18 protein-coding genes are annotated in these 17004 nt (G+C 67.0%); 10 read left to right on the plus strand and 8 right to left on the minus strand.

The annotated features are described in order from the left end of the window. The first annotated feature begins 113 nt into the window (after positions 1-113). Both dut and ACQP1T_RS14255 read left to right on the plus strand, forming a co-directional pair. Positions 114-611 (plus strand): dUTP diphosphatase, encoded by a 498-nt coding sequence (gene dut / locus ACQP1T_RS14250; RefSeq protein ID WP_433760612.1) that lies wholly within the window; start codon positions 114-116, stop codon positions 609-611. Positions 612-616: 5 nt separating this feature from the next. After that, positions 617-1567, plus strand: coding sequence for a DUF3710 domain-containing protein (locus ACQP1T_RS14255; protein WP_433760613.1), 951 nt, complete (start codon positions 617-619; stop codon positions 1565-1567). On the opposite strand, the gene ACQP1T_RS14260 is transcribed toward ACQP1T_RS14255, so the two are convergent. Beyond that, complete coding sequence (locus ACQP1T_RS14260; protein WP_433760615.1) at positions 1564-2271, minus strand: alpha/beta hydrolase; 708 nt, start codon at positions 2269-2271, stop codon at positions 1564-1566. The two genes, ACQP1T_RS14255 and ACQP1T_RS14260, sit on opposite strands and share 4 nt — an antisense overlap. Positions 2272-2401: 130 nt before the next feature. Here ACQP1T_RS14260 and ACQP1T_RS14265 point away from each other — a divergent pair, with 130 nt between their 5' ends. The 3 genes from ACQP1T_RS14265 to ACQP1T_RS14275 all read left to right on the plus strand — a co-directional run bounded on the left by ACQP1T_RS14265 (position 2402) and on the right by ACQP1T_RS14275 (position 4296). Continuing rightward, on the plus strand, positions 2402-2779 hold the full coding sequence (locus ACQP1T_RS14265) for an OB-fold nucleic acid binding domain-containing protein (RefSeq protein WP_040692536.1): 378 nt from the start codon (positions 2402-2404) through the stop codon (positions 2777-2779). A gap of 3 nt (positions 2780-2782) precedes the next feature. Continuing rightward, a complete protein-coding gene (locus ACQP1T_RS14270) occupies positions 2783-3511 on the plus strand; it encodes a DUF3159 domain-containing protein (RefSeq protein WP_433760617.1) in 729 nt (242 codons plus the stop codon). Between the two features lie 149 nt (positions 3512-3660). After that, a complete protein-coding gene (locus ACQP1T_RS14275; protein ID WP_433760619.1) occupies positions 3661-4296 on the plus strand; it encodes a sigma-70 family RNA polymerase sigma factor in 636 nt (211 codons plus the stop codon). A gap of 40 nt (positions 4297-4336) precedes the next feature. On the opposite strand, the gene ACQP1T_RS14280 is transcribed toward ACQP1T_RS14275, so the two are convergent. Further along, the gene (locus ACQP1T_RS14280; protein ID WP_062988989.1) at positions 4337-5008 is read right to left on the minus strand and encodes a potassium channel family protein; all 672 of its coding nucleotides are present in this window, start codon (positions 5006-5008) and stop codon (positions 4337-4339) included. 2 nt (positions 5009-5010) lie between these two features. Next, entirely contained in the window at positions 5011-5676 is a 666-nt protein-coding gene (locus ACQP1T_RS14285) for a potassium channel family protein (RefSeq protein WP_433760620.1), read from the minus strand. Positions 5677-5949: 273 nt separating this feature from the next. Between ACQP1T_RS14285 and ACQP1T_RS14290 the strand changes: the two genes are divergently transcribed. The 3 genes from ACQP1T_RS14290 to ACQP1T_RS14300 all read left to right on the plus strand — a co-directional run bounded on the left by ACQP1T_RS14290 (position 5950) and on the right by ACQP1T_RS14300 (position 9944). Next, positions 5950-7938 carry an APC family permease gene (locus ACQP1T_RS14290; protein WP_433760622.1) on the plus strand — a complete coding sequence of 663 codons (1989 nt, stop codon included), beginning with the start codon at positions 5950-5952 and terminating at the stop codon, positions 7936-7938. Continuing rightward, positions 7935-9566, plus strand: coding sequence for a class I SAM-dependent RNA methyltransferase (locus ACQP1T_RS14295; RefSeq protein ID WP_433760624.1), 1632 nt, complete (start codon positions 7935-7937; stop codon positions 9564-9566). Before ACQP1T_RS14290 ends, ACQP1T_RS14295 begins: the two co-directional genes overlap by 4 nt. A gap of 78 nt (positions 9567-9644) precedes the next feature. After that, positions 9645-9944, plus strand: coding sequence for a DUF1330 domain-containing protein (locus ACQP1T_RS14300; protein WP_433760625.1), 300 nt, complete (start codon positions 9645-9647; stop codon positions 9942-9944). 3 nt (positions 9945-9947) lie between these two features. Here ACQP1T_RS14300 and ACQP1T_RS14305 read toward each other — a convergent pair whose 3' ends face one another. Further along, a complete protein-coding gene (locus tag ACQP1T_RS14305; protein WP_433760627.1) occupies positions 9948-10751 on the minus strand; it encodes an enoyl-CoA hydratase in 804 nt (267 codons plus the stop codon). A 65-nt stretch (positions 10752-10816) separates the two neighbouring features. Continuing rightward, positions 10817-11500 (minus strand): SIMPL domain-containing protein, encoded by a 684-nt coding sequence (locus ACQP1T_RS14310; protein WP_433760629.1) that lies wholly within the window; start codon positions 11498-11500, stop codon positions 10817-10819. A 364-nt stretch (positions 11501-11864) separates the two neighbouring features. On the opposite strand from ACQP1T_RS14310, the gene dxs reads away from it, so the two are divergent. Continuing rightward, the gene (gene dxs / locus ACQP1T_RS14315) at positions 11865-13763 is read left to right on the plus strand and encodes a 1-deoxy-D-xylulose-5-phosphate synthase (RefSeq protein WP_433760630.1); all 1899 of its coding nucleotides are present in this window, start codon (positions 11865-11867) and stop codon (positions 13761-13763) included. Between the two features lie 150 nt (positions 13764-13913). On the opposite strand, the gene ACQP1T_RS14320 is transcribed toward dxs, so the two are convergent. Next, the gene (locus tag ACQP1T_RS14320) at positions 13914-14483 is read right to left on the minus strand and encodes a CGNR zinc finger domain-containing protein (protein WP_433760632.1); all 570 of its coding nucleotides are present in this window, start codon (positions 14481-14483) and stop codon (positions 13914-13916) included. A gap of 107 nt (positions 14484-14590) precedes the next feature. Here ACQP1T_RS14320 and ACQP1T_RS14325 point away from each other — a divergent pair, with 107 nt between their 5' ends. Beyond that, positions 14591-15007 (plus strand): SRPBCC family protein, encoded by a 417-nt coding sequence (locus tag ACQP1T_RS14325; protein WP_433760634.1) that lies wholly within the window; start codon positions 14591-14593, stop codon positions 15005-15007. 63 nt (positions 15008-15070) lie between these two features. Here ACQP1T_RS14325 and ACQP1T_RS14330 read toward each other — a convergent pair whose 3' ends face one another. Together ACQP1T_RS14330 and ACQP1T_RS14335 are read right to left on the minus strand one after the other, a co-directional pair. Continuing rightward, on the minus strand, positions 15071-16345 hold the full coding sequence (locus ACQP1T_RS14330; protein ID WP_433760635.1) for an HRDC domain-containing protein: 1275 nt from the start codon (positions 16343-16345) through the stop codon (positions 15071-15073). 22 nt (positions 16346-16367) lie between these two features. Continuing rightward, positions 16368-16919, minus strand: a complete 552-nt coding sequence (locus tag ACQP1T_RS14335; RefSeq protein ID WP_062989119.1) for a DUF3000 domain-containing protein — start codon at positions 16917-16919, stop codon at positions 16368-16370. Positions 16920-17004 lie beyond the last annotated feature (85 nt).

Raw genomic sequence — 17004 nt, forward strand, 5'->3', positions numbered from 1 at the left:
GAGGTCGAGGGCGTACGCGTAGGCTCGGTGAACGTGAGCGAGCGCAGCGAGCGATTAATCAACACAGCCGCCCGGGCGGTCATGACGGAGCCGAGCGTCAGCGAGGCGCAGTCATGAGCGCCCTTTCACCCATACCTTTGCTGCGGCTTGATCCCGGCATCCCCGTGCCGACGCGTGCCCACCACGGAGACGCGGGCGTGGACCTGTGCACTACGGAGGACGTCATCATCGAACCAGGGGAGCGCGTGCTGGTCGGCACCGGTGTCGCGGTCGCACTGCCGGTCGGCACGGTCGGCCTGATCCATCCCAGGTCCGGACTCGCCGCGAAAACCGGTCTGTCCGTGGTGAATACGCCCGGCACGGTCGATGCGGGCTATCGGGGCGAAATCAAGGTGTGCCTGATCAATCACGATCCGCGCACCCCGATCGAATTGCGTCGCGGCGATCGGATCGCGCAGCTGCTGGTGCAACGGGTGGAACTGGTCGATTTCGTGGAGGTCGAGGCGCTCGACGACACCACACGGGGTGCGGGCGGTTACGGGTCGAGCGGTGGCCACGCGATTCTGGCCGCGTCGGCCGACGAGGCGGGCACTCTCGGCAAGGAGGCATGACGGCAATGTTCGGGAAGAGACGCAAGTCCGGCGGACGTGACGAATACGTCGAGGACCGCTACGACGACGAATACGGCGAGTACGCGGCCTACGGCGACGCGGATTACGACGATGAGCCGATCACCGACGAGAACCCCATCATCGATCCGATCACCGACGAGAATCCGATCGTCCCAGCCGATTACGTCGCAGCGCACTACGCTGACGAGCCGGAGTACGACGAGCCCGACTACGACGATGACGACGTCGTGGAAATGCCCAAATCCGGCCCGTACGACTACGACGAGGTGGCCGAGCTGCTGGACAATGTCTCCGATCAGCGCCTCGATCTGGGTTCGGTGATCTTGCCGGTGCCGCCCGGCGGCCAACTACAGGTCGAGATGACCCCGGACGGGACCCCGCAGGCGGTGCACCTGGCGACCGAACACGGTCGAATCACTGTCGCGGCCTATGCCGCGCCCAAGTCGGCAGGCCAATGGCGTTCGGTGGCAGCCGATCTCGCCGAATCACTACGCAAGGACGGCGCCAGGGTGGCGGTGGAGACCGGACCGTGGGGCCGGGAACTACTGGCCATCACCGAGGGCGCGGATCTGCGCTTCATCGGGGTGGACGGTCCGCGATGGATGGTGCGGCTGGTGGCCGCGGGTCCGCAGGGCGCTGCCGATGACGGTGCGCCGCTGGTGCGGGCCGCGCGAGCGATCTTGACCGAGACCGTGATTCGGCGCGGCGACGACCCGATGCCGGTGCGTGAGCCGCTGGCCGTCGTGCTGCCGCCGGAGCTGGCCGAGCAGCTGGCCGCCGCACATCAGGCCCAGGTGGAGGCCCAGCAGCAGGCAATGGCCGCACAGCAGGCCGCAGTGCAGCCCACACCCCAGCCGCTGGTCCCGCCGCGCATGCCGAATGAGCCGCGCCGCGGCGCGGATGGTTCGGCCATGCAGCAGCTCGGGCTGAACTAGAGCGCCGCGAGTCCCGCGTTTCCGAGAATCGCGGGATTCGCGCCGAGTTCATCGAGGGTGATCCGGATCAATTCGGCGCGCGGGATCAGCTCGGCCCATTCCTCGGCGACCGCCAGCGGGTGCACCGGATCGTCGACGGCGGTGACGATCGCGACGGGCACCGCGACGGTGCTCAGTCGTTCCGCGTCGGGCCATTTGTAGTCGGCGGCCTCCTGCAGTGCCTCGGGCAGCCGGGGCCATTGCGAATGCCAGGACTGGGCGAGCGCGTCGGCGAGCCAGCGCGGACTGCTCGCGCGCATGCGTTCGACCACCGCGTCCAGCCCGTCCGCACGCAACTGGTCCGCGGTGGCGGCGGCGCTGAGCGCGGCCGGGCAGGCGGCGGTATCGGGTCCGGTCCAGGCTGGTAGCGCCGCCACTACACCGGTTGCCGACTCGGGATGTTCAGCCGCCCATTCCAGTGCGACCGCCGCGCCGAGGGAGATCCCGGTGGCCAGGACCGGCCCGCGCTCGGCGGCGGCGTCCAGCGCCGCCCGGTACCCGGCAACCACTCCGCACGGGTCGGGCTCGACGGCGATGAATTCGATTCCGCGTGCCGCACAAGCCGGTCCGAATGCGCGACGGGCGAAGTCGGCATCCGATCCGGTGCCCGGCAACGCCACGGCGATCGGGGCGCGGTCCGGCGCGAAATGTGGGGAGTCGAACACCGGTCCGAGCGTAGCGGGGGGAGGGTTGCCCATCTACAGTGGCGGGTATACGGCCTTAAGCCGGTCATCACCGGAACAACCACGATGGCGTGTGACCCACGTCGTCTTGCTCCACGCAGGAGAGCGTCAAATGTCATCCGCCGCCTCAGGTTATTTTCGCCGACTGAGCCGCAGGCTGACCGAGGATATCGATCAGTTGGACGCCGAGGAACTCGCCGAATCGGCCGATGCGTCGGGTGCCTGCCGGGCCTCGGACTGTCAGCGCGGTGACGAAGCGACCATGCTCGGCCGACTACGCAGCGTCGAGGCGTGTCCGAAATCCGTCGGCGCCAGTGTTCAGGCAGAATTCTTCGATGGCACCGACGCCATCAGTCTGGTGTGGATCGGTCGCCGCCGCATCCCCGGTATCGAACCGGGACGCAAGATCCTCGTCCGCGGTCGTGTGGGTGACCGGGATGGCCGTAAGGTGATCTACAACCCCTACTACGAATTGCGTGAGAACAGCTGACGTATGCCATCGAGCAACGAGAATGCCGCCGAGATCCACACCGCAGGGCGCGAGCCGATCGAGGCGGGCCCGTCCGACCTCGTAGATCGCGCTGTCGACGCCGAAACCGAAGAGGCCGAACAAACCCTGCTCGAGCAGTTGGGCGGCTTCAGCGGCCTGATCTACTCGACGTTGCCGGTGTTGGTCTTCGTGCCCGTGAATACATTCGCCGGGCTCACCGCGGCGATCTGGTCGGCACTCGGCGTGGCCGCCGCGATTCTGGTGTGGCGGCTGGTGCGGCGCAGCCCGATCCAGCCCGCGATCTCCGGCTTCCTCGGCGTGGGCATCTGCGCGTTCATCGCCTACCGGATGGGTGAGGCGAAGGGCTTTTTCCTGTTCGGCATCTACACGAGCCTGGTGTACGCCGGGGTGTTCCTGGTGTCGATGCTGGTGCGCTGGCCGCTGGTCGGTGTGATCTGGGGTGTGCTCAACGGCCACGGCACCGAATGGCGCTCAGACCGCCGCGTTGTGCGCCTCTACGACCTGGCGACCACCACCTGGGTGGTCGTATTCGGCGCGCGCTATCTGGTGCAGTCCCAGCTCTACGACACCGATCGCACCGGCTGGCTGGCCTTCGCGCGCATCGCGATGGGCTGGCCGCTGACCGCGGTAGCGCTGGCCGTCACCGTGTGGGCGGTGCGCCGGGCCGGACATCTGCCGGTGCGGCGGGGTAAGGCCGCCGAAACGGCCTAGGCTTTCCGCCCCCAATTCCGCTGGGGGTGTTAACGAATCGCCGCCGGAGGTGGGGGAGGACCCACCCTGGGGTGCCTGGTTGGGCGTTCGAGTTCGTCGGACGATCAGTGCAAGCAAAAAAGCACGATCGGCGAGGAAGGACTCGGACGTTGGCTACCGAGCACAGCATTGCGGCACTGTCGAAGAATCAAGCCCATCACAACCCGGCCCTGTCGGAGAGCCGTCGGGTATCGGCCGAACTCGATAAGTTGATCGGTCCGGCGGCCGCGGGCGACCGCGGCGCGGTCTCCGAGATCGTCCGACTGGTCCACCCCCTGGTGCGCCGGTATTGCGGTGCGCGCCTTGGCAATACCGCACATCTGCACGTCACGGCCGACGATGTGGTGCAGGAGATCCTGCTGGCCACCGTCAACGCCATTCCGCGCTACCGCGATCAGGGCAAGTCGTTCCTCGCCTTCGTCTACGGCATCGCGGCCAATAAGGTGGCCGACGCGTTCCGGCGTTCGCAGCTGCACCCGATGTACCCGGTCGACGAGGTGCCCGATACGGCATCGACCGCCCCGGGCCCGGAAGAGTGGGCGATCGCGTCCGAACGTCGCGAGGCGACCCGGGAATTGATGAAGATCCTGGCGCCCGCGCACCGCGAAGTACTGGTGATGCGGATCGTGCTCGGCTGGACCGCGGCGCAGACCGCCGAGGCCATCGGCACCAGCCCCGGCGTGGTTCGGGTGATGCAACATCGCGCGCTGAACAAGCTGCGCGCGCAGCTCGTGGCCGCATCCTGAGGCAGCTCCGGCGCTGATCCGCATCAGCCTTGTCGGGGAGTCAGGGTTTGATGCCGTGCGTGGCCAGCGCCACCCGCAGGTCTTCCTCGGCCTCCACGGAGGTCACGAACAACAGCTCGTCATCGCCCTCGAAGGGGTCGTCGGGCTGCGGCACGATCACCCGGCCGCCACGCAGAATCGTCACCAGGGCGGCGTCGCGCGGCAGGGTGAGCGTGCGGACCGGCTTGCCCGCCAAGGCGGTATCGCTGGGCAGGGTGATCTCGACCAGATTGGCTTGCCCCTGCCGCAGCGTCATCAACCGGACCAGATCGCCGACCGATACCGCCTCTTCCACCAGCGAGGCCAGCAGCCGCGGCGTCGACACCGCGACATCGACGCCCCAGGACGCGTCGAAGAGCCATTCATTGCGCGGGTCGTTGACCCGCGCCACCACCCGGCGCACGCCGAATTCGGTCTTGGCGAGCAGACTGTGCACCAGATTCGCCTTATCGTCGCCGGTAGCGGCGATGACGACCTCGTAGGTCTGCAGGCCGGCGTCCTCCAACAGCGCGAGTTCGCACGCGTCGGCATGGACCCAGACGGCATCCGGGATGGCGGCGGGGTCGATGTGGTCGAGCTGGCGCTCGAGCAACATCACCCGGTGGCCGCCGCGCAATAGTTCCCTGGCTATCGATCGGCCGACGGCGCCGGCTCCGGCGATCGCCACTTTCATGTTCAGTCCTCGCTTGCTGGGGGCTTACCGGCCAAGGCGACGGCCTCGCCGACGGAGCCGGAGGTGGCTGCGACATAGACGATGTCGTCGGCTTGGACCACGGTCTTGCTCTCGGGGAGCAGGCCCTGACCGAACCGGATGATGAAGGCGACTCTGGCGCCCACATTGTGTTCCAGATCGCGCACGCTGCGCCCGTACCAGTCCTCGTGCAGCGTCAACTGGGCTACCGCCACGGTGCCCGTCGGATCGCGCCAGGTGGTGGTGCCACCGTCGCCGATAAGCGTGGTGAGGAAGCGGTCGGTGGTCCACGGCACGGTGGCGATGGTAGGAATGCCGAGGCGCTCGTAGACGGCGGCGCGTTTGGCGTCGTAGATGCGCGCGACCACGCGCTGTACGCCGAACATTTCCCGGGCCACCCGCGCGGAGATGATGTTGGAGTTGTCGCCGGAGGAGACCGCGGCGAAGGCGTCGGCCCGCTCGATTCCCGCGCGGGTCAGCACGTCCCGGTCGAAGCCGACACCGACCACCCGCTCACCGGGAAAGTCCTCGCCGAGGCGCAGGAAGGCGCTGTGGTCCCGGTCGATCACGGTGACCTCATGGCCGACCCGGACCAGGGCGCGTGCCAGCGATGAGCCGACCCGTCCGCAACCCATGATCACTACGTACACCGCAACCTCGTTCCTGGAAACTGTGTTCAATTGGCGGCACTGCCGGAGCTGCTCGTCGCCTTCGCGGCGGGGGTAGGCCCTGCGTGGTTAGGCAAGCTTCCTCCTCCGGGCCGTGAGCTCACGACGCGGGGCGTCCGGTTTGCTATCTCCGGCATCGAACCGTACCCGCCAGATGTTTCCATGGCCCAACTTCCCCCTTCGGCTGTAAACCAAACATACGACGCGAACCGGCCGAGGGAGCGCTCCACCCTGCGGGGATCTATGCTCGCTCCAGTGTCCAAGTTGACGACGGCAGCCAAACGTGTGCTGCTGGGCAGGCCTTTCCGTAGCGATGCGCTGGGCCATACCCTGCTGCCGAAGCGAATCGCACTTCCGGTGTTCGCCTCCGATGCGATGTCCTCGGTGGCCTACGCACCGGAGGAGATCTTCCTCGTCCTTTCGGTGGCGGGTATCTCGGCCTACATCTACGCGCCCTGGGTGGGTCTGGCCGTCGCATTCGTGATGGCGGTGGTCGTGGCCAGCTATCGGCAGAATGTGCACGCCTACCCCTCCGGCGGCGGTGACTACGAGGTCGCCACCACGAATCTCGGACCCAATGCCGGGCTCACCGTCGGCAGTGCGCTGCTGGTCGACTACGTGCTCACGGTCGCGGTATCGATATCCTCGGCGGCGTCGAATATCGGTTCCGCGATTCCGTTCGTCGCCACGCACAAGGTGTTGTTCGCGGTGGTCGCGATCGTCGTGCTGACATCGATCAATCTGCGCGGTATCCGGGAATCGGGTGTCGCCTTCGCGATTCCGACCTACGCCTTCATCTTGGGCATGTTCGCGATGCTCGGTTGGGGACTGTTCCGCATCTTCATACTCGGCGATGAGCTACGTGCCGAATCGGCGGGCTTCCAGCTCGATGCCGAGGAGGAGCACCTATACGGACTCGCGTTCACCTTCCTGATCGCGCGCGCGTTCTCCTCCGGCTGTGCCGCGCTGACCGGTGTCGAGGCGATCAGCAATGGCGTGCCGGCATTCCGAAAACCCAAGTCACGCAATGCCGCGACCACGCTGCTGATGCTCGGCAGCATCGCGATCGCACTGCTGATGGGCATCATCGTCCTGGCCCAGAAGATCGGGATCGTTTACGCGCACAACGAATCCGAATTGATCGGCGCACCGGCGGACTATCACCAGAAGACGCTGATCGCACAGCTCGCCGAGACGGTATTCCACGGATTCCCGATCGGCTTCTACTTCATCACGACGGTGACCGCGCTGATCCTGGTGCTCGCCGCGAATACCGCGTTCAACGGCTTCCCGGTGCTGGGTTCGATTCTGGCGCAGGACCGTTACCTGCCGCGGCAGTTGCACACCCGCGGTGATCGTTTGGCGTTCAGCAACGGCATTCTGTTCCTCTCGGGTGCGGCCGTCGCCTTCGTCGTGGTGTTCGGCGCCGAGGTGACCAAGCTCATCCAGCTCTACATCGTCGGCGTGTTCGTCTCGTTCGTGCTCAGCCAGACCGGCATGCTGCGGCACTGGACCCGCTTGTTGCGCACCGAAACCGATCCGTCGCAGCGGGCACGGATGATGCGTTCGCGGGTGATCAACGCGATCGGGCTCAGCGCCACCGGGACGGTGCTGGTCATCGTGCTGATCACCAAGTTCTTCGCCGGTGCCTGGATCGCGATCTGCACCATGGTGGCGATCTTCGTTGTGATGAAACTCATTCGGCGGCACTATGATTCGGTTTCCCGCGAGCTCGATGAGCACGAGTGGGACGGCGTGCTGCCGAGTCGGTCGCATTCGATCGTATTGGTATCCAAACTGCATCTGCCGACGCGTCGGGCATTGGCCTACGCGCGCGCCACCCGCCCCGACACCTTGGAGGCGGTGACGGTGAACGTCGACGAGGCCGACACCAGGGCACTGGTGCGCGAGTGGGAGGGCAGCGATATCACGGTGCCGCTCAAGGTGATCGAATCGCCGTATCGCGAAATCACCAAGCCGGTCCTGGATTATGTCAAACGGGTGCGTCGGGATTCGCCGCGCGATGTGGTGACCGTATTCATTCCGGAATACGTTGTCGGACACTGGTGGGAGCAGATTCTGCACAACCAGAGCGCGTTGCGGCTCAAGGGCAGATTGCTCTTCGAGCCCGGTGTCATGGTGACGAGTGTGCCGTGGCAGTTGACCTCGTCCGCGAAGGCCAGGCAGGCGGGCGTGGTGAATGCGCCGGGTGCGGTGCGGCGCGGGTACGAGGACCAGGGATGACCGACTGGCGCTCGGACACCTTCGAGGTGCGGCTCGGACCGCCCGGGCACGGCGGATTCTGTGTCGCGCGGCACGAGGGCCGGGTGGTCTTCGTGCGACACGGGCTGCCCGATGAACTGGTTCGGGTGCGGGTCACCGAGGATCGCGGGGGTTCGTTCTGCCGGGCCGACGCGATCGAGATTCTGGAGGCATCTCCTGACCGTGTCCCCGCCACGTGTCCGGTTTCGGGTCCGGGCGGTGCGGGTTGCTGCGACTTCTCCTTCGCCACTCCCGCAGCGCAGCGGGCGCTGAAGGCGGCGGTGGTCGCGGAGCAGTTGCGTCGCATCGCCGGAATCGAACGCGAGATCACCGTGCAGCCGATCGCCGGATATCCGGCCGAGGCCACCGGCGGCTGGCGCACCCGCGTCCGGCTGGCCGTAGACGCTGCGGGCCGAGCCGGCGTGCACGGGTATCGCAGCACTGAGGTGATCACCGATCTGCGCTGTCCCCAACCGGTTTCGGGTGCGATGGACGGCATAGGCGACCGATTGTGGACGCCCGGTGCGGATCTGGTGGTCGCGGTGGACGGTGATGGGATGCGGCACATTGTCGAGTTGGCCCCGTCGGCCGTCGCGGCACGTGCTGAGCCCGAACGGCCTTCGACCCGCGGTGGCGATCGGCGCGGCAAGCGGGGGACGGACCGGCGCGCAGGGAAACGTCGCGCCGCCGAGCGGGGACCCGGTGGCGAGCGCAGCGGCACCGAGTGGCCGCGGACCGGCGCGCGCGGGCACGGCGACGAAGGCCGTCGAGGGAGTCGGGGTGGCGCGCAGTGGCGGCGTCTCGATGACGGCGACGGCAGTCGGGATCCGGATATCGGTTCGAGTCGTGGTGCGGAACGCGGGCACGATGGCGAGTGGGGGCGTGGCGGACGGGACCGATCTCGTCGCGATGAGTTCGGTGATGCAGGCGCGCGCGGGCATGAGCGGTCCGGATCCGTTGGGAGCGAGGGTGATCGGCGGCGAGCGGCGGCGCGCCGAGCGGCGACGCATGCGGCTCGGGACGAGTGGGTGATGGGCGGTAGCGGTCGGACCGTCGAATATGTGGCCGGGCGGCGGTGGGAGCTGGCGGCGACCGGGTTCTGGCAGGCGCATCGTGGTGCGGCGCAATGTTATTCGGATCTGGTCGCCGAATGGGCCGGGCTCCGTCACGGGGAGCGGGCGTGGGATCTGTACAGCGGCGTAGGGGTCTTCGCGGCCCGGTTGGCCGGACAGGTCGGTCAGACCGGTTCGGTGCTCGCGGTGGAATCGACGCGCTCCGCGGTCGCCGACGGCAATGCCGCGCTGCGTGATCTGCCCTGGCTGGACCTGCGCGCCCAGCGTGTCGAACACTGGCTGGCCGAACACGCCAGCGGTGCCGCTCCGGATGTGGTCGTCCTGGATCCGCCCCGCGCGGGCGCGGGCAAGGAGGTCGTCACCGCCGTGACCACCAGCGGCCCGTCCCGCATCATCCACATCGGTTGCGATCCGGCCTCTTTCGCCCGCGATCTCGGCCTCTACCAATCGGCGGGCTACCACCTCGCTGATCTACGCGCTTTCGACGCCTTCCCTGCCACCCACCACGTGGAATGCCTCGCCCTGCTCGAGCGTTGATGCTTGCGTCGCCCGAAGGTCGCACACTTGTCCGGTTCCCTCGATTGCCGATGTGGCAGCGCGGCTTAGAGTCACACCATGACCGTGTATGTCGTCGCACAACTGAAGTTCACCGATCGCACCGCCTACGATCGCTACCGTGCGCGCTTCCGCGAGGTGTTCACCCGCTACTCCGGCACGCTGCTGGCTTCCGATGAATCCCCGCGGGTGATCGAGGGCGATTCGGATCGGGAGAAGGTCGTGCTGATGTCGTTCCCGGATGAGCCATCGTTTCTCGAGTGGGCGGATTCCCCTGAGTACCAGGAGATCTCGAAGGACCGCCACGCGGGCGCGGATACGGTGACGCTGCTGGTCAAGGGCATCGACCCGCGCTCGTGAAGGTCAGTCTTCGTACACCGGTGGCCGACGGTCGCGCCGCGCCCGAATGGCCTCGTCGAAATTCTCGGTGGTGAGACGGACGTAGAGCTGGGACATGCCCTCGTGCTGCATATGGGATTCGAAACCGCCCGCCTCCATACCGCTCCAGAGCATGCGTTTGGTGAGCTCGGTGCCGACGCGGCTGAAACTGATGATCCGTTCGGCCAGGTCGTAGCAGGTGTCGAGAAGTTTGGCGGTGGGCACGACGCGGGACACGAGGCCGATGCGTTCGGCCTCGACCGCGTCGACATCCCGCCCGGACAACATGATTTCGAAGGCGCGGGATGCCCCGATGGCGCGTGGCAGCAGATAGCTGATGCCCAATTCCGCTGAGGTGAGGCCGTTATTGATGCCCGCCGCGCGAAAGTAGGCGTCCTCGCCCGCGATTCGGATATCGGTGGCGACGCTGAGACAGAACCCGCCGCCGATCGCCGCGCCGTTGATCGCGCCGATGACCGGTTGATTCATCCGCCGCAGCGTGATCATCACATCGTTGAGCAGATCCATCGAGCGCCGCGCGACGCTGGTTTTGGTCAGGCCATCGGTATTGGGAATCCGGCCCGCGTTCTGCAGATCCGCGCCGGAGCAGAAGCCCTCGCCCGCACCGGTGAGCACCACGACCCGCACCTCGTTATCGGCACTCACCGCTTCGAGTGTCTCGCGCAGCGGGATCATCACATCGAAGGCCATCGCGTTCATCCGTTCCGGCCGATTGAGCGTGACCAGCGCGACCTGTGGTCGCGGTTTCTCGATGAGCACGAACGACATGCGGACCCCTAATCAGACTCGATGAGGCCCTCACTATACCCAAGCAAGCGTTAGGTCAGATGTGATCAGTCGAGCTGCCAGGTCGCGCGGATGGTCGCCGAGATTTCGGATTCGCCGAGTTCGACCGGAACCGGCGCGCCGCCGTACGACTCGTTCATCGGGGCCGACATGGCCATCAGCCGAGGTGCGGCAGGCACGGCGGAGACCGCGTTTTCGGTGATCTCGAGAACCGATCCGAGGGTGCGGCGCGCGCGGCCCGCATACTGTTCGGCCTTGGCGACCGCGTTGTCCCATGCGGCATCCCGAGCGCGGATGAGCAGGCTCTCCTGATCGGCGAAACCGAGATTGAGCCCGCCGAGGCGGACATCGTCACCACCGGCGTCGACACAGTTGGCGATGATGGTGGCGGGGCCCGGATCGGCCGTTTCGCCGATATCGCGCAGCACGACGGTGAGGTCGGTGGTCGCGACGTAGCCGGTGATCTTGGAGCCGCCGCCTTCGAGCCAGACGGTTTCGGTGCGCACCGACAGTCCACTGGTGGCGACATCGGTGCTGGGAACGCCATCGGAGCGCAGCGACTCGGTGACGGCGGCGACACGCTCACCGGCCTGGCCGTAGGCGAGCGCGACCTTGCTGGCCCGGGTTTCGATGGAGATGGTGACGCGCATCAGATCCGGGGTGGCGCGGGCGCTACCGGACCCGAAGGTGGTGACCGTGCCGGCGGTGTGGTCGGACTTCTTCTTGCTCACGACGCTCTCCTACGTCCTCGGTTTGCGGGTGCAACGGTCGATGCTTCGGAAATGTCCAATCCAGCAGGTCACGGAACAACACACGCCATGACCGGTTTGGAGATCGACGCGCCACCACGTCGGGTCGACCGTTTGCGGAACCGTCTGCTCGGGCAGGGCCACAGGTCCACTCTAAGCTGGGTAACGTTACGTTGACCGGTGAACTCGTCCGCCCGAGCGTGTCTTCGGATGGGCTGGCGATTCGTGTGGAGGCTCACACTTCCAGGCGAAGTCGGCTGGTGGCGGGGCATTGTCGTGCGGAACCACTGGTGCGGCTCCGTAGACTGATCGGATCAAATGCGCTATCCGGAGGGAGCGAGTTCAGGTGGGAGTGCTTTCCCGGGTCGATACGCCCGAAGACCTGCGACGGCTTACCGTCGCCGAATTGGGTGAACTGGCGGAGGAGATTCGCGAGTTCCTGGTGCAGAAGGTCGCCGTCACCGGCGGGCACCTCGGCCCCAATCTCGGCGTGGTGGAGCTGACCATCGCACTACACCGGATCTTCGACTCGCCGGCCGATCCGTTGATCTTCGACACCGGGCATCAGGCCTATGTGCACAAGATCCTGACCGGTCGCAAGGATCAGTTCGACACGCTGCGCAAGCAGGGTGGGTTGTCCGGCTACCCGAGTCGATCCGAGAGCGCCCACGATTGGGTCGAGTCCTCGCACGCCTCGGCCTCGCTGTCCTATGCCGACGGTCTGGCCAAGGCATTCGCGCTGACCGGGCAGAACCGGCATGTGGTCGCGGTGGTCGGCGACGGGGCGCTCACCGGTGGCATGTGCTGGGAGGCGCTGAACAATATCGCCGCCGCACCGGACCGGCCCGTGGTCGTGGTGGTCAACGACAACGGCCGCTCCTACGCGCCGACCATCGGCGGCCTCGCCGACCGGCTGACCGCGCTGCGCACCCAGCCCGCCTACGAGCATGCGCTGGATGCGGGTAAGCGGATCCTCAAGAGCATTCCGCGGGTCGGTGAATCCGCGTACTCGATGGTGCACGCGGTGAAGGCCGGGATCAAGGATGCGGTGAGCCCGCAGGAGCTGTTCAGCGATCTCGGGCTGAAGTACGTCGGACCGGTGGACGGTCACGACACCGTCGCGCTGGAGGCGGCGCTGCGTCGCGCGAAGGATTTCGGCGGACCGGTGGTCGTGCATGTGGTGACACAGAAGGGGCGCGGCTACTCACACGCCGAGAACCATGTCGCGGACCAGATGCACGCCTGCGATCCGATCGACCCGCTGACCGGACGTCCGCTCGGCGGCCCGAAGGCGCTCGGTTGGACCTCGGTGTTCTCCCAGGAGTTGATCGCGCAGGCGGAGAAGCGCGACGATATCGTCGCGATCACCGCGGCCATGCCCGGACCGACCGGCCTGGCGGCATTCGGGGAGCGGTTCCCGGAGCGGATGTTCGATGTCGGCATCGCCGAACAGCATGCGATGGCCTCGGCCGCCGGACTCGCCCTCGGCGGCATGCATCCGGTGGTGGCGATCTACTCGACATTCCTCAACCGTGCCTTCGACCAATTGCTGATGGATGTCGCGCTGCTGAAGCAGCCGGTGACGGTGGTGCTCGATCGCGCCGGAATCACCGGCCCGGACGGCGCATCGCACAATGGCATGTGGGATCTGTCATTGCTCGGCATCATTCCAGGCATGCGCGTCGCGGCCCCGCGTGATGCGGCGACATTGCGGGAGGAGTTGGCCGAGGCGCTCGCGGTGAGCGACGGGCCGACCGCCATCCGCTTCCCGAAGGGCAGTGTGGCCGAGGATATTTCGGCCGTCGAGCGGCTGGACGGGGTCGATGTGCTGCGGCTGCCCGAGCGCGAGGGCGGTTCTGCTCGAGCTCAGCGCGGTGATGTGCTGCTGGTCGCGGTCGGGCCCTTCGCCTCGACCGCCATCGCGGTCGCGGATCTGCTGGCACCGGAAGGTATTTCGGTCACCGTCATCGATCCGCGTTGGGTGCTGCCGGTTTCCGACACCGTCGTCAAACTCGCCGAAAATTACCGTCTCGTGGTGACTTTGGAAGACGGCGGCCTGCACGGCGGGATCGGGTCCACCGTTTCCGCGCGGTTGCGCGGCGCGGGCTTGGATGTGACTACTCGCGATCTCGGTGTGCCGCAACACTTCCTGGACCATGCGTCGCGGAATGAAGTGCACGAGGAGCTCGGTCTGACCGCTGCCGATATCGCTCGCCGCATCTCGGGCTGGCTCGACGCACGCTGAGCGTTTGCGCCGCTCGGTACCGACTGGGGCTGGGCGGCACCATCATCGGTGCTTTCCGATCGGTGATCGCGGGATCGGTTGACGGTTACTCGGTGCCGGTCCGTTTCGGGTCGCTATCGCCGGGGTGACAGCCCAGCTGTGCGACGGCGACTAGCGTGCTGCGTTACGCCGATGGGACGCACGGACTTTCACCCGATTGCCGCAGACATCCATCGAGCACCAGGTGCGACCGCGGTTGCGGGAATGGTCGTAGAAGGCCCAGCGACAGCTCGGTTCTCGGCAGGTCTTCAGGCGTGACCACGTGCCCGCCGCGACGGCGGTGGCGATGTCGGCGAGCAGGGTGGTCAGGGCGCGGTCGACCACGTCGTCGGTGTTCGGTACGAGGCAGGGCGGGGTGCTGGTCACGTCCAACGTCAGCGGCAGCGTCGCGGTGAGCGCGGCGAGTTCGGCGCGGGCCGTCGGATCGAGACCGTCCGGGCGCGGGCTGGTGACGGGTTCGGCATTGTTCGTGGCGAGCAAGGCGCGCAGCCCCTCGCGGACACGTACGGCTCGCTGTTGTGCGGCCGTATTCGCCGTGCCCTCCGGCAGCAATTGGTGTGTGCGGAGCCAACTCGTCAATTGCTCCGGTGTGCCGATGGCGTCGCCGTCCGCACGGCGGGTGTTGACGAATTCCACCAGGCGAGCGAGCGCGGCAGGTGCGGCATCGGCTGTGTCGGACATGGAATCCATCATAACTGCCCATTGACGATGGCTGGTTACATAACTACCGTTTTTGGAACGCTAGTTATCCACGAGCGGGACTCCGCTCCGGTACAGGAGGATCAGTCATGGGATCGGTCGAAAAGGAGATCATTGTCGAGGCGCCCGCCGAGGAGCTGTGGGCGATCATCGGCGACTTCGCACATGGCCCGGTCCGAATGGCGCCCGGCTTCGTCACCGACAGCACCCTCGATGGCCCGGACCTGCGCATCGTCACCTTCGCGAACGGCACGGTGCTGCACGAACGGTTCATCGCACTCGACGAAGCCGAACGTCGGCTCGTGTTCTCCATCGTCGGCGGGAGCGTCACCCCGGAGCACGACAACTCGTCCATGCAGGTCTTCCCGCACGCCGACGGCAGCCGCTTCGTCTGGATCCACGACACCCTGCCGCACGAACTCGCCGACGCATTCGGCGCGTCCATGGAGCACGGCCTGCAGGTCTTCAAGCAGGCCGTGGAGAGTGCTGTCTCGACCTCGTCGTGAACGCCGAGTTCGGTCGCCGCCGCGCTCGGCGATGGCGGCGCGCCCACCGACCCGATTCGTGGCCTACACAGGGTTCGGGGTCAGGGCGGCGGCGAGCCGGGGGACCGCGAGTTCGCGCTGCCAAGGCCGGGCCCCGCCCGACTTGAGGAATCCATCGATAGCGGCGGACAGATCGTCGAGCTCGCCGACGCGGTCGTAATCGGGGAGTCCGTCCCAGCACAAGCGACGCACCAGGTCGGGGGAGAGCAGGTTCTCCACTGGAATCGCGTACTCGATGGACAGTTCACCCATGGCCGCGCGCGCTCGAACCAGACGTGCGGCGGCGGCCGGATCACGGCGCTCCCAGCGGTTCACCGGCGGCGGTCCCTCGAACGGTTGGGTCAGGGGCGGTAGGTCGGTGTCGGGCAGGGTGCGGCCGCGGTCGACGGCGGCGAGCCAGTCGCGGGAATAGCGGCGTTGGCGTGGTCCGCCGAAGACCGGCAGGGTGCGCAGTTGGGCGATGGTGCGCGGTTCGGCGTTCGCGGCGGCGATGATCGCGGCATCCGGGAGAATGCGGGCCGGTGCGACATCGCGGGTGCGGGCGAGGGTGTCCCTGGTGGTCCACAGTTCGCGCACGATGGCCAGTTGGCGGGTGCGGCGCAGGGTGTGGATGCCGGAGGTACGCCGCCATCGATCGGCCTTCGGGGTGCCCGGTTCGGTGACCCGGACGTGCTCGAATTCCTGTGCGGCCCAGTCGGTCTTGTGTTGGGCATCGAGTGATGCGGCCACTTCGTCGCGCAGCTCGAGCAGCAATTCGACATCGAGTGCCGCGTAGTTCAGCCAGTCATCGGGCAGCGGCCGGGTCGACCAGTCGGCCGCACCGTGACCCTTGCGCAGCGCCCGGCCGAGCAGTCGCTCCACCATGGCCGCCAGTCCGACGCGCTCGAATCCGGCCAACCGGCCACCCAATTCGGTGTCGAACAGCCGCGCGGGGCGCAGACCGAGTTCGGCGAGTCCGGGCAGATCCTGATCGGCCGAATGCAGGACCCACTCCAGATCGTTGATCGCGGCGGCCAGCGGTTCCAGCGCATCGGCGACCGGAATCGGGTCGATCAGGAAGGTGCCCGAACCCGCCCGCCGCAACTGGATCAGATACGCACGCGCCGAATACCGGAAACCGGAGGCGCGTTCGGCATCGACGGCCAGCGGACCGTCGCCCGCGGCGAGCCGCGCGGCGGCATCGGCGACCTCATCGGCGGTGACGAGCACGGGCGGCACACCGTCGGCGGGCACGAGCAGCGGCTCCGCCGTGCTTTCTGGTGGGGTGTTGCTTTGCTCGGACTCGTCTGCTACCGACATAAACCTGAACTTTACGTGGCGATCAGGTGTGGTCGTTGCTGGTATACGACTCCGGTCGCAGATGGGTGATTCCGGCGGGCGGTAAACCGGCCGCGTAGGCCAGCACTTCGCAGAAGCCTTCCACGTGCGGGCGCATCTCGGTAGTCATCGCGGTCCAGGAGGCGCGCAACTCCAATTGGTGCGCGCGCGGTGGTCCGGCGATATCGCCGTAGCGCACCGAACTGGTGGAGGTGACGGTGCCGCCGAGTGCGGTGAACGGTTCGCCGCGGGATTCCAGTGCGTCGACCAGCCAGCTCCAGGCGACCTCCGGCAGCAGCGGGTCGGTGGCCAGTGCGGCATCGATGTCGGCCTGGATGTAGGCGACCAGGCGGAAGATGCCGTGCCACGCTTCGGCGCCATCGGGATCGTGCAACAGGATCAGCCTGCCGAAGGCATCGCCCTCGGAATCGACCGGCACCACATTTGTTTCGGGGTGTTTGACTTCCGCGCCTAGTGCGTAGGAAAAGGGGGCCAGACGTTGTGGCGGTCGGATCGGTGCCAGCTCGATTCGAGGGTGCACGGTTGCGGTGCCCATCGCATCGACCGCGGCGCGAAATTGAGCTGGCTCGCCGTTGGGTCCTTCGGTCGGTGCGGCTCCGTCGCGGAAGTCGAGCGGTGTC

Source organism: Nocardia sp. CA-135398 (assembly GCF_050955845.1).
Taxonomy (GTDB): Bacteria; Actinomycetota; Actinomycetes; order Mycobacteriales; family Mycobacteriaceae; genus Nocardia.

Coding starts and splice junctions, on each gene's coding strand:
- dut (WP_433760612.1), top strand. CDS start 114: ATGAGCGCCCTTTCACCCATACCTTTGCTGCGGCTTGATCCCGGCATC.
- ACQP1T_RS14255 (WP_433760613.1), top strand. CDS start 617: ATGTTCGGGAAGAGACGCAAGTCCGGCGGACGTGACGAATACGTCGAG.
- ACQP1T_RS14265 (WP_040692536.1), top strand. CDS start 2,402: ATGTCATCCGCCGCCTCAGGTTATTTTCGCCGACTGAGCCGCAGGCTG.
- ACQP1T_RS14270 (WP_433760617.1), top strand. CDS start 2,783: ATGCCATCGAGCAACGAGAATGCCGCCGAGATCCACACCGCAGGGCGC.
- ACQP1T_RS14280 (WP_062988989.1), bottom strand. CDS start 5,008: ATGAAAGTGGCGATCGCCGGAGCCGGCGCCGTCGGCCGATCGATAGCC.
- ACQP1T_RS14295 (WP_433760624.1), top strand. CDS start 7,935: ATGACCGACTGGCGCTCGGACACCTTCGAGGTGCGGCTCGGACCGCCC.
- ACQP1T_RS14300 (WP_433760625.1), top strand. CDS start 9,645: ATGACCGTGTATGTCGTCGCACAACTGAAGTTCACCGATCGCACCGCC.
- ACQP1T_RS14305 (WP_433760627.1), bottom strand. CDS start 10,751: ATGTCGTTCGTGCTCATCGAGAAACCGCGACCACAGGTCGCGCTGGTC.
- ACQP1T_RS14320 (WP_433760632.1), bottom strand. CDS start 14,483: ATGTCCGACACAGCCGATGCCGCACCTGCCGCGCTCGCTCGCCTGGTG.
- ACQP1T_RS14325 (WP_433760634.1), top strand. CDS start 14,591: ATGGGATCGGTCGAAAAGGAGATCATTGTCGAGGCGCCCGCCGAGGAG.
- ACQP1T_RS14330 (WP_433760635.1), bottom strand. CDS start 16,345: ATGTCGGTAGCAGACGAGTCCGAGCAAAGCAACACCCCACCAGAAAGC.
- ACQP1T_RS14335 (WP_062989119.1), bottom strand. CDS start 16,919: ATGGGCACCGCAACCGTGCACCCTCGAATCGAGCTGGCACCGATCCGA.